Source organism: Psychrobacter sp. NG25, assembly GCF_015234355.1.
Taxonomy (GTDB): Bacteria; Pseudomonadota; Gammaproteobacteria; order Pseudomonadales; family Moraxellaceae; genus Psychrobacter.
Map to the genome: position 1 here is coordinate 488,022 of NZ_JADGMV010000002.1, position 11,883 is coordinate 499,904.

Annotated in this window: 10 protein-coding genes; 2 read left to right on the forward strand and 8 right to left on the reverse strand. The window is 41.7% G+C overall.

All coding sequences use genetic code 11. The features are described 5' to 3' along the window. Nucleotides 1-220: 220 nt before the first annotated feature. The 4 genes from IPZ60_RS04740 to IPZ60_RS04755 all read right to left on the reverse strand — a co-directional run bounded on the left by IPZ60_RS04740 (nucleotide 221) and on the right by IPZ60_RS04755 (nucleotide 5,828). Nucleotides 221-2,281, reverse strand: coding sequence for a propionate--CoA ligase (locus tag IPZ60_RS04740; protein WP_227669223.1), 2,061 nt, complete (start codon nucleotides 2,279-2,281; stop codon nucleotides 221-223). Between the two features lie 281 nt (nucleotides 2,282-2,562). Further along, nucleotides 2,563-4,233, reverse strand: a complete 1,671-nt coding sequence (locus IPZ60_RS04745; protein ID WP_194196701.1) for a fatty acid--CoA ligase — start codon at nucleotides 4,231-4,233, stop codon at nucleotides 2,563-2,565. A gap of 244 nt (nucleotides 4,234-4,477) precedes the next feature. Beyond that, nucleotides 4,478-4,585, reverse strand: a complete 108-nt coding sequence (locus tag IPZ60_RS14350) for a pentapeptide repeat-containing protein (protein ID WP_194196702.1) — start codon at nucleotides 4,583-4,585, stop codon at nucleotides 4,478-4,480. After that, complete coding sequence (locus IPZ60_RS04755; RefSeq protein ID WP_194196703.1) at nucleotides 4,575-5,828, reverse strand: MFS transporter; 1,254 nt, start codon at nucleotides 5,826-5,828, stop codon at nucleotides 4,575-4,577. Before IPZ60_RS04755 ends, IPZ60_RS14350 begins: the two co-directional genes overlap by 11 nt. 558 nt (nucleotides 5,829-6,386) lie before the next feature. On the opposite strand from IPZ60_RS04755, the gene IPZ60_RS04760 reads away from it, so the two are divergent. Continuing rightward, nucleotides 6,387-7,133, forward strand: coding sequence for a hypothetical protein (locus IPZ60_RS04760; protein WP_194196704.1), 747 nt, complete (start codon nucleotides 6,387-6,389; stop codon nucleotides 7,131-7,133). A gap of 316 nt (nucleotides 7,134-7,449) precedes the next feature. After that, nucleotides 7,450-8,280 carry a carbonic anhydrase gene (locus IPZ60_RS04765; RefSeq protein WP_194196705.1) on the forward strand — a complete coding sequence of 277 codons (831 nt, stop codon included), beginning with the start codon at nucleotides 7,450-7,452 and terminating at the stop codon, nucleotides 8,278-8,280. Between the two features lie 126 nt (nucleotides 8,281-8,406). Here the strand turns inward: IPZ60_RS04765 and IPZ60_RS04770 are convergent, their stop codons facing one another. From IPZ60_RS04770 to IPZ60_RS04785, 4 genes are all read right to left on the reverse strand, one after another. Beyond that, nucleotides 8,407-8,913, reverse strand: a complete 507-nt coding sequence (locus IPZ60_RS04770; protein ID WP_194196706.1) for an Rrf2 family transcriptional regulator — start codon at nucleotides 8,911-8,913, stop codon at nucleotides 8,407-8,409. A gap of 68 nt (nucleotides 8,914-8,981) precedes the next feature. Beyond that, the gene (locus IPZ60_RS04775; RefSeq protein ID WP_194196707.1) at nucleotides 8,982-10,235 is read right to left on the reverse strand and encodes an NnrS family protein; all 1,254 of its coding nucleotides are present in this window, start codon (nucleotides 10,233-10,235) and stop codon (nucleotides 8,982-8,984) included. A 182-nt stretch (nucleotides 10,236-10,417) separates the two neighbouring features. Beyond that, complete coding sequence (locus IPZ60_RS04780; protein ID WP_194196708.1) at nucleotides 10,418-11,260, reverse strand: DUF6236 family protein; 843 nt, start codon at nucleotides 11,258-11,260, stop codon at nucleotides 10,418-10,420. A 138-nt stretch (nucleotides 11,261-11,398) separates the two neighbouring features. Further along, nucleotides 11,399-11,836 (reverse strand): DUF3429 domain-containing protein, encoded by a 438-nt coding sequence (locus IPZ60_RS04785; protein WP_194196709.1) that lies wholly within the window; start codon nucleotides 11,834-11,836, stop codon nucleotides 11,399-11,401. Nucleotides 11,837-11,883: the final 47 nt, after the last annotated feature.

Here is an 11,883-nt window from a genome sequence, read left to right on the forward strand (position 1 = left end):
AACATGATAATTTTAAAATGATTTATTATGTATCGTTATTGACTATAACAATAAATCAATTTTAGGGTCAAGCGCTTTATTAAACTTTTATGTTAGGTTATATCCACCAGTAAATATTATGGAAATTTAAAACTAAAAAAGCCCATGATGATTCATGAGCTTTTTACAAAATCGAGTGTCGTTATTGGTCAGCAATCAATAAAGTCACATTCCGCATTGATTAATAATCTTTCATAGACTGTTTGATCGCATCAATCGCGGGTGGATTATCGAGTGTCGACATATCCCCTGTTTCCTTCCCTTCTGCTAATGCACGAATGGCACGGCGTAATATTTTTCCAGAGCGGGTCTTTGGCAACGCTTGCGGGAAATAAATGGCCGCGGGCCTTGCAATACCGCCAAGGGATTTGACCACGGCACCGATGATTTGCTGCTCAATACGGAACCGATTTTCAGTCGTTGCCACCTGCTCATGATCTCTCAGCACACAGAATGCAATAGGCAACTCCCCTTTTAACTGATCTTGAATACCTACAACCGCACACTCTGCCATCTCTGGATGCATGCTGATCGCCTCTTCAATCTCTTGCGTACCAATACGATGACCAGCGACATTAATCACATCGTCTGTGCGTCCTAAGATATAGAAATACCCATCCTCATCAGTTACGGCATAGTCAGACGTTGAGTATTGTTGTCCATCAAACAAGCCGAAATAGCTACTGATAAAGCGCTCGTCGTTACGCCATACGGTAGTGAGACAGCCTGGTGGTAATGGGGCACTAATCGCTAGCAATCCTTTTTCGCCCGCAGCACAAGGCTCGCCTGTTTCTTCATTGATAACTTGCGCATCATAGCCATACATTGGATAACCAGGCGATCCTTGCTTATGCGGTTTATGATTGAACTTTGGCGTATTACTTAGAATAGGCCAACCAGATTCTGTCTGCCAATAATGATCTAAAATAGGGACACCCAGATGCTTAGTTAGCCAATTGGCTGTGGATTCATCGAGCGGCTCACCTGCCAAAAAGAACGACTTAACGCTTGAGACATCGTAGCGTGTCATCCAAGCTTCATCTTGTTTTTTGAGCATGCGCACACCCGTCGGTGCGGTGAATAAGATATTGACCTTATTGGCCTCGACAATCCGCCACCAAATACCTGGATTTGGGCGATGTGGTAATCCTTCATACATGACACTGGTCATGCCAGCTAATAGTGGCGCATAGATCGTATAAGAGTGTCCAACGGCCCAGCCAATATCAGATATCGCCCAAAACGTTTCACCTGCCTTACCGTCATAAATATAATCCATCGATGTTGTCAGCGCTACGGCATGACCGCCCGTATCGCGTTGCACGCCTTTTGGCGTACCCGTCGTTCCTGAAGTATAGAGAAGATACGATGGCGTATTGGACTCAAGCCAAACAGGCTCAACAATCGCGTTGGCTTCACAACTAACACGGCGCTCAGTCGCATAGTCCACATCGATCTCTTGTGGTACAAATGGCAATACGCCTCGGTTGACGACCAACACATGCTCCGGCTTTGTCGTTGCTTGCTCAACCCCTTGATTGACGAGGCTTTTATAGTTAATGACCTTACCACCGCGCAAACCTGCATCCACCGTGATGACCATTTTAGCTTCGGCATCATCCATACGGATCGCCAAGTTATGTGCAGCAAACCCACCAAACACGACCGAATGCACCGCACCGATACGAGCACAAGCCAACATGGCATAAGCCGCTTCCAGAATCATCGGCATATAAATAATGACTCGATCACCCTTGCCGATACCATGACGTTGCAATACATCCGCAAAATAATTGACTTCTTTATACAAGTCATTGTACGTCAAACGGCGCTTGGTATAGTCTGTATAAAACTCGACGTTGTTACCTAGGTCTTTAAACGAATCAACGACGGCAGGGAATGTCTCGATCAATTCTTGGTTAATCTCTGATGACAACCAAATGAATGCGTCCTGCTCTGCACGCTCTTCGAGGTGACGATCCACACAGTTATAACAAAGATTGGTCTCACCGCCGACGAACCACTTAGCGAATGGCAGATTACTGTTATCGAGAATTTGCTCAGGCTCTTTATGCCAGTAGATACGCTTGGCTTGCTCAGCCCAAAACTGCTCACGATTATTGATAGAATCATGATAGATATCAGCAAAGTTCTGAGTGGTATCGGATGGCTCTTGAGAGTTTTGAATGGAGACGTGATTGCTGCTTTGATTGATGCTTTGGTTGGTGGCTTGCTCGCTCATAATGGCTGTCCTTAGCGTAAACGATGAGTAATAAGATACTGCTTTATAATATAATACCATTCACAAAAATTAGCGTAGCAAGAAAAACGAGTACAAGTACTACCTATCGTAGACTAAACAAGTTTGACACCGCTAATCGCAGTTTTTGGAATTGGTATAAGCTCTTATTGTATATTCTCACAATACAATATTGGCTATCCTTGCCAAAACTAAAAAAACCGATACATTATGTATCGGTTTAAAATGTAGCAGAGCTAATGATAAAGGTCAACTACATAAAATTATACTTCAGTCTGATCCGCATACATCTTACGCATGACTTTTTTATCATGTTTACCGACAGAGGTTTTTGGCAGGTCATCCACAAACTTAAACTGACTAGGCACACCATACTTCGGAATCATACCTCGCTCTACAGCTTTTTCAGCAATGGCTTTGATATCATCCACATTCGTGTCTTGAGCATCAGGTTTTAGAACTATCAAAGCCAATGGACGCTCACCCCACTGTTTGTCACGAACACCAATGACTGATACATCCGCCACGGCTGGATGCAGTGATAAAATGGTCTCAATCTCTAATGATGATATCCATTCACCACCTGATTTGATCACATCTTTTAGGCGATCGGTAATGCCAATACAACCATCAGGGCGTATGTAAGCGATATCTTGGGTATGCATGTAGCCATTTTCCCATAGCTCCTTACCCGCATCCTCATTTTTCAAGTAACTTTGGGTCAGCCAAGGTGCCCGCAATACCAACTCGCCTGTATTTTCTTTACCGGTACCAACCGATTTATTGTCTGTACCCCACACTTGAGCATCCACCATCAGCACAGGCTTACCAGTCATACAACGGCGCGCGATATCTTCATCATCAGACATCTCAGGCTCATTAAGACTAAATTCGGTCAAGCTAATAAGCGGTGCAGTCTCTGACATACCGTAGCCGGTATAAACTTCGATACCTTGGCTCATGGCTACTTTTGCCAAGCCTTCTGTCAATCGTGAACCACCAATGATCATTTTTAGGCCGTTAAAGCTCGCACCACGATCCTGTGCTTCTTTGAGCACCATTTGTAAAATCGTTGGTACGCAGTGGGTGATACTGACTTTTTCATTAATAATCAAATTGAGCAAGCTGTCAGGGGCATAGCGGCCTGGATAGACTTGTTTTAGACCTACCATCGTTGCGGTAAAAGGAAAGCCCCACGCATGGACATGGAACATCGGCGTCATAGGCATATAAACATCACCATAGCTGACGCCCTGCTTATCAGGCAGCATACCTAAAGTCGCGGCTTCCGCCAAACTGTGCAATACCAATTGACGATGGCTAAAGAATACGCCCTTTGGATCGCCCGTTGTTCCTGACGTATAGAAAGTCGTCGCAATGGTATTTTCATCAAAGTCAGGAAAATCAAACTCGCTATTGGCGGCTTCTAATAATGTCTCATACTCACCTTTTACACGATTTTGGCTACCACCAAAAACGCCTTCATACGACACGCCATCATCATCAAGCCAAATAATATGCTCGATACTGGAGTTTTCAAACTGGTAGTCTTTGACCAATGGCGCAAACTCAGAGTTCAGCATCAGTACTTTAGGCTTGGCATGATTGATGGTGTAAAGGATTTTGTCTGGTGACAGGCGGATGTTAACGGTTTGCAAAATATACTCTGACATTGGTACCGCAAAGTACGACTCCAGATAACGATGACTGTCCCAATCCATCACCGCCACCACATCACCAGCGTCAAGCTTTAAATCAGCTAAAACGTTGGCTAAGCGATTGATACGGCTAAACAGCTCTTTATAAGTGAAGCGTTTTTTATCTGCATAAACAATTTCTTGATCTAGCGACACTGTCTTGGCACGGTTTAATAGTTGCTTTACCAATAGTGGATAATCGTAAGCGGACGGTGCACTATTATAGATATTTGACATAAAATTGACTTCCTTGTTGATCAGAGATAAAGCGTTAACGATTCTCGTTGTTAAAAACTTCTAACAAATTATATTTTTATGAGCAGCCATTACTGTTGCTCCATTTTTACTAATAGTATTTAAAAAATGCCATCATCGATAGTAAGAAAAAACCCATACCATGTAAAGTATACACGCATAAACACTATGACACTGAGCGTTCGTTTATTCTGGTTTCACGCCTTATCACGTTATGTTAGCGAGCCTATAGATTAGTAGCCCTTAGATTAGTAGACTTTAGATTAGCAGCACTTAGATTAGTAGACTTTAGATTAGCAGCACTTAGGTTATTAGCCTTTATATTAAGCGGCACGTGATTTGGTCTTTACCATACCAAAACTGGCAACGAGCAATGCTAAAACCTGTACAAATACTAGCAACCATACTGTCAGTGACCACTGCCCACGCGCATAGACGATGCCGCACAGCCATGCCCCTAATGTCCCACCCGTATAATAGCCCAGATAATACAGACCCGATGCGAGTGAGCGGCCTTTCTTCACATTGACCGCGATATAGCTAATAGTAGCCGCTTGGGTAACGAACACACCTGAGGACATAATAGCAAGCCCTACCACCACGCCCCATAATGGCGTCACAAGTGTCAACAACACGCCTATCATAGAGATAAAAATAGCAACTCGAACGGTACGTGCTGACCCGAATCGACGTAACAGGTTGGTCGATAAGGGTGTAATGACAACCCCTATCAGATAGACCGCAAAAATATTGGCCAACGCACCTGTACTCAGCTCATAAGGCGTATTGGCCAGATGTAGATTAATAAAGGTAAAACAGCCCACTAGCGAGAACAACACACATGCCCCAAGCAGACAGGCAGTCACGACATAACGGTTCGTCAAATGCTCTCCAAGCGTCTGTATCGCTGCTCGAAAGTTGGGATTGGCCACGAATTGTTGTGATGACGGTAGCATTTTTCCGACCCACATCGCGCCGACTAGCGTCATCGCTGCCATCACATAATACCCAGCACGCCAGCCAATGAGCTCGTGTAAATGCCCGAGCAAAAACCGACCAAGGAACCCGCCTAATACACAGCCTGACACATAGAATGACATCAGGTCCGTCACTGCTCGCCCTTCAAACTCCTCACCGATATAAGCAATCGTCACGACTGTAATACCTGGCACTGACAAGCCCTGCATGAATCGCCAGAGCCCTAGCCAACCAATACTCGGACTCTGCGCGATTAACGCCGTAGGTATCGCCAAAAACAACAGCGCCCCAACGATAAATGGCTTACGCCCCACTGCATCAGAGAGCATACCCAAAAATGGCGACATAATCGCAATCGCCATTATCGTCGCGCCAACGATCATACCTGCTTGCACTTCGGTCGCCGAAAAGTCCACCATCAGCACAGGTAGCACGGCTTGAATAGAGTACACTTGCAAAAAAGCAAACATACCAATCAAACCAATCGTGAGCTTTAATACCCATGATGGTGAATTGGTTTGAGGAGATGGCAATGGGGCATTATTTTGAGTCTGATTGACAGTATTGTTCACAAGGATGCTGACTATATTAGGCGTCATGTGGCTGACGTGAGTGATAGAATTAAAATAGAGTCAATTCATTATAAACAGGTTACAGCGTCAACTTAGCTTGATGTATGAAAACTACCTCTGCGCTCGGTTGCCTTGTACCACTATTAAATTGAATTAACCATATAAACGTCAGCAATGATAATTGCTTTAGGTTTGTAACGACAAGCACATTATGGTATCACAGCCAATCACGCGTGCTGATATCAAAACCTAATACAAACAAAAAACGCCATTAATAACAACGTTAGGGCATGTCCTCAATTCAAACGACATTCATCTAACTGGGCTAAAAATGTCTAAATTTTGCCAAACATCGTCAAATAGTTAGTCAATATCCCGATATTATCTACACTATTTTTCTCGTTTGACGGCAATTTATCTCATTTTTATCTCCATTTTTGAAATCAGGACACACCCTAATCAAAGTTTCACCTTTGTAACAGACTTTGAGTGAGCAAATTGCCATAATCATAAAGCGCTATATAAAGTAGCTGTATAACAATAATCTTATAAATTTAAAAATTAATCATTTAAGGAAGTATATCGATGAGCGATAAAATTCATGATTTAGGGTCGGGTTTTTGGAACATACGCGGATCATTTCGCATTGGTGGTGTACTAAATATCGGTACGCAATGCTCACTAATAAAGCTAGCATCAGGACGCTTTATCTTTTTGGACAGTTATGCCTTAACAGGTGACGTTCGAGACGAAGTGATGGCATTGACCAATAATGGGGAAAATGTCGAGGCTGTACTGAACGTACACCCATTCCACACGGTACATTGTGCACAGATGGCAAAAGACTTCCCAAAAGCAACTTTTTACGGCAGTAGCCGACATCATAAAAAAATATCAGAAGTACAATGGGCAGATGACTTGGTCGAGAGTGATGCGGTCGCTGAACGCTATCCTGAGCTTGAGTTCTCTATGTCAGAAGGCGTCTACTATATCTCGCCTAATGAGATGATTCATGCCGGTTCATTATTGGCCTACCATCCTGCCAGCAAAAGCTTGCACGTCGATGATACCTTTATGAGTCCGCCAACTAAATTATTAGAGGCGATATTGCCTGAGCTGATACTGCATCCTACGACTAAAAAAGCATTGAAAAACGAACCCAGTGCTGGCAAGGAATATTGTGACTGGGCCACCAATCTCGCCCATGAATGGCGTGACACTCAGAACTTTTGCGCGGCGCATTCATATTTGGTCCAATTCAAAGAAAGCCAGTTTGAAAAGGCACTATTAAAAGCGATTAATAAGGCACGTCCTAAGTTAGAAAATGCTTAGCTTCTCACAGTTAAAAGTTGAAAAACAGGCTAGGTAGGTCATCGTTCCAATCGAAAACTACCCAAATGGACTAGAACGAATTTATTCCTCAAAGAAGAAGCTACCATTTTGGTGGCTTTTTTAGGATATTACTTCTGACTTAAAGTCACTCTTTGCTAAGTAGACATAAATCTGTTATAAAATCCTACTTTCAGATAACACATAATAATCTTAATACAAGAAAATAAACTTTAAGCTTTATATAATTGCGGCGTACAATTTTTACGCCGTATTTATTTGATTTTTAAGGTACTGTAACTTTATTCAGGACTATAATATGAATCGTCATTATTTAGCATTTGCTACCATAGCAGTAAGCACCCTCGGTTTTTCTGCCTGTACCTCTCACCATCAAGTTTCAAAAGAACAGCTGACTAACACTAATGCGACCGTAATGGCATCGCAAGATAGTCATAGTGTTCATCATCCTAAGTGGTCATACGAAGGTAGTACAGGTACTGAATATTGGGGTGACATCGAAGGTGCTAGTACCTGTAAAACTGGGAAACAGCAGTCGCCTATCAATATTACAAAAGTGACTGCCAGTAGCGCAGCCACACCCGTCATGGATTATGCTAAATCTACTGACATTCGAATTCATGACAATGGCCATACTGTTGTTTATACACCGACGACCGAAAATAACGCTATTATATTAGACAATGAACGCTATCTATTGAAGCAGTTTCATTACCATACGCCAAGCGAACATCAATTTGGTAGTCAAAATTATCCAGGCGAGATTCATTTTGTTCACGCTAATAGCGAAGGCAATCTTGCGGTAGTAGGTGTCATGCTTAAAATTGGTGAGGCCAATAACATGCTGCGCGTGTTGCTAAACGGGACTGAAATCACCACCCAAAATGATGACGAATTTACGGCTAATGATGTTGATTTATCCACCTTAGCACCTGTCATGGCTACTTTCTATCATTATAGCGGCTCGCTAACAACACCGCCTTGTTCAGAAAGAGTCCAATGGTATGTCAGTAAGCAACCTTTAATATTGACTAGCGATCAGTTTGAGATTATGTCTGATTTATACGAAGGTAATAACCGCCCTATTCAGCCACAAGGCTCGCGTAAGGTAGAACAGCTTAGCAACTAAACTAACCATCATTAATATAATTAGATCAATATAAAAAAATATACCGTTAGGGCCTGTCATCATTACCTATAAATAGGCTAATTGATGATACGCCCTAGATAATTATCCACACCATTACCAAAACCATTATCTAAACAACAAATCTTTCAGCTCGTCTTCATTATTAATAATATCTGCCAATGTATAATGCTCAAGGACGGTAATAAAAGCCCTTAATGCTTCAGAGAATACACTTTTGAGTTGGCATACTGGCGTAATCACGCAGCCTATCGGTTTATCTGTCTTTTCTTCGATGAAGGTAACTGGCAAATCTTTTGATTGAGAGCCTTTATCCTTACTCACTGGTACGGCAAAGCACTCTACCAAATCAAAATCAGGCTCTATTTGTTTAATCAATACACCCAAATTAATCTCTTTAGGTGTACGTGCCAGTCGTATGCCTCCATTTTTGCCACGCACACTTTCTATATATCCTAACTGACCCAGCTGATGAATAACTTTGGTCAAATGACTTTTGGAAATGTCATAGCTATTGGCAATGTCACTGATATTAGCGAGCGTGTGCGGCTCCGGTTTGACCGCCAGATAAATCAATGAGCGCAGTGCATAATCACTATAATTGGTCAATCGCATTTACGAACACTCCCATTCTAATTCTCATTATTAATCATTTAACCACTAGCTGCTTAACCACTATCTACTTAACCAAACAGGCCATCCGGTCTAGGGCGTGCCAGCATCGGTACGTAGCTGATGCAAAATAACATAAAGCAGGCAATCCATGCACCTTGAGCAATCATAATCCATAATAAGTAATGGCTCATATCTACCAAAGGCAATAGCACGCGACTGGCAAACACCAAAACCATCAAACCATACATCAAAGTTGTCGTTTTAGGTGGATTATGAATACTGCGGCCAGTATGCCCAAGCGATACCCGTGTCATCATCGCTACCGTCATCATGCCAATACCCGAAATCGCGAGCCCATGTACCGCCAAACTATGAGAGAAACCTAACCACGGTTGCAATGCGTACAGCATAAAACTCAAACACATGCCTAAAAACGCAATATACAATGACCAAAGCAACGGCTTTTGCCAAATGCCACGATGATACCAACCTACTAGACGAATGATGTTAACGATTGCCACACCGAGCGCCGTTATAGTCAGTAAATATGGATGAGGATAAAACAGATCAACGATAAAAAAGGCTAAAAATAATAATAAGCTTGCGATATCTTGTACTTTACTATTATACAAGGTAACGGTTTCCGCAACGCCTTTAGCGTTAGTCGTACTAAGACCTCGCTCAATAAAGAATGGTACCACGCGGCGACCAATGGTCAATACTAAGCCAATGATTAAATAAAATCCCAGATACATGCCTGTCTTCATGATGCTCATGTCTGCATTGATAATGCCCCAATAGCACAGTCCATTGCCTAACATTAATAATGCCAACTTAGCTAAGATGCCCATCTGCTTATATTGCTTGACTTGCCATACTGCTCGGAAAATAGCAAAGGCCATCGATGCGATAAACAAAAAATCACACACTGCGGCGACGTACAACAACAATGCGCTATTGCCCGCCACCACTATGCCCATGCCAAAAGCGATCCAACTAAGACGTGCTAACAACCAACAGGCAAAGATACCTAACAGTTTGTAGCCGTGCGGCATCATCACCCCTGTCCAAGTCTTGACCGCTGTCAGCAAAAACCCTGCAACCACTGCCAATGCATAACCATAAATCATCTCATGGCCGTGCCAATACAAGGGATTTAATACCTGCGCGTCTATATCTGTATGCCCAGTGAACACAAAGGCCCATAACACCATCGTGACTACCGCGAATAATGTAGCAGCACTAAAAAACAGACGGAAACTCAAATTAAGAATTGGGTGTGGCGAGCTTGGCGGCTTACTGGGTAGGTTAATAGATTGCATAGTGATCTTCTTAGAGGAATATAAATATAATCGACTTTAAAGATTCATATTAAATGAATGTTATAAGTTATACAACATTTTTAAACATTAAAGATGTTTGTTGAGGTAAGTTATAGACGTAAAAAACATAGAATGTGAGAACTATAGATAATTAATTGTACCAAAAAAGATATCTCATAAATTTAATATAAGCCATCTTTCTGAGCAATTGATAGATATGCTAGCTTTAAATTCTCATCTGCTGGTTTAAATGTCTGAGTCGAGTTGGCACTTACTTTTATAGTTGCAGAGATAATGCCACCGATAGTTACTACAGGGACTGTAGAACCAGTAAAAGCTGTCGCGACCACATCCATTATTACACCCTCAACTATTTTGTCACGATAAAGATTGAACACAGCTGATAAATCGTGTTTCTTAAATAGTTTAAAGCGTTCAAGCGTAACTCTATCTAGATCTTCTATAGATTTTGTAAGTTTATATACAGCTTTTTTTGACGCTAAACTTTGATCAGGAGATAGTAACGCTTGCTCATAAACTTCATCTAAGTATTCATGAAGTGCGATAAATTCATTTTTTCTACGTTCTTTGAAATCTAAGATATCATAAACATTAACTTCTCCTGTGGGAACAGGAAGGCAAGAAGCTAGATCAATACGCAGAGTATTCCTTTCTTCGCTATAGTTCTCTAAAAGAAGACATTCCTCTCCAAACTGTTGAATAACCCAATCTACACCTTTATTTTCTTTGACTAATGCTTCGGCAACTTTACTTTGGCAAGAAAGCATCGCATCTGTATCAATTAATCCAGACAGTTGAACTGAGGGACGCTTTATAGCTCCAGCCAATATAAATGCTTCTTCCTGAGGTATACCTATATATACGGCATTATTAGCTGGAATGACTACCTCATCCCAGTAAAGAACGTAATAACGCAGCTCGTCTATATTGAGGCTTCTTTCCATCTGAAATCCTCTTGGCAACCTATTTATAATGCCTGGCGCAGCTATTATTCCTCTTTTCACGTACTTGTCCTTTCAAAATTTGTGTCAATTTTTATAGTTTAGCGACTTCTTGCATAGAAAGTCTAATGTAAGTAATAGAATTTATTCGGATTTCCATCATTACTATGGGCTGTTCCTATTATTAACGTAAAGTAATACCTATAACTGTATCGCCGCAACCATAAGCGAGATCAGAACTATTATCGTGACGTATTTTCTAACGTTAAAATAATGATGTGTGATAACTTTAGCTTGATAAAGAGCATAGTCAATGACTAACAAACTGCCAAAACTAATAATTAGCAACCAGGTAAAACCTGTCGCTGACAGCATCAAAAAACCTAGCCATAGACTCAATGCGATTACATTACTCAGTATAGGCAACTTCACTGCCCATGTATCTTTCTCAGCCAACCCAAGGTGATTGCCCCAGTGCGCCCCTGCCATAAATGAGGCAATCACCAAACCATAAGTACTTAATATATCAGCCGTTGACCCAAAATACGGCAGGCTATCGATATTCATAGTAATCATAATGGCACAGGTAATGAACGGAATAGTGCCTGCAAAGGTTAAGTAGGGACTCGGTTTTTTCATAATATTATAGCCATATGATTCAAGTTGTGTCAGTTTTAGCGATTTAA

Excerpts from the sequence above, each read along its gene's own strand:
- IPZ60_RS04740 (WP_227669223.1), bottom strand. The coding sequence starts at position 2,281 with ATGAGCGAGCAAGCCACCAACCAAAGCATCAATCAAAGCAGCAATCAC.
- IPZ60_RS04745 (WP_194196701.1), bottom strand. The coding sequence starts at position 4,233 with ATGTCAAATATCTATAATAGTGCACCGTCCGCTTACGATTATCCACTA.
- IPZ60_RS04755 (WP_194196703.1), bottom strand. The coding sequence starts at position 5,828 with ATGACGCCTAATATAGTCAGCATCCTTGTGAACAATACTGTCAATCAG.
- IPZ60_RS04760 (WP_194196704.1), top strand. The coding sequence starts at position 6,387 with ATGAGCGATAAAATTCATGATTTAGGGTCGGGTTTTTGGAACATACGC.
- IPZ60_RS04765 (WP_194196705.1), top strand. The coding sequence starts at position 7,450 with ATGAATCGTCATTATTTAGCATTTGCTACCATAGCAGTAAGCACCCTC.
- IPZ60_RS04770 (WP_194196706.1), bottom strand. The coding sequence starts at position 8,913 with ATGCGATTGACCAATTATAGTGATTATGCACTGCGCTCATTGATTTAT.
- IPZ60_RS04775 (WP_194196707.1), bottom strand. The coding sequence starts at position 10,235 with ATGCAATCTATTAACCTACCCAGTAAGCCGCCAAGCTCGCCACACCCA.
- IPZ60_RS04785 (WP_194196709.1), bottom strand. The coding sequence starts at position 11,836 with ATGAAAAAACCGAGTCCCTACTTAACCTTTGCAGGCACTATTCCGTTC.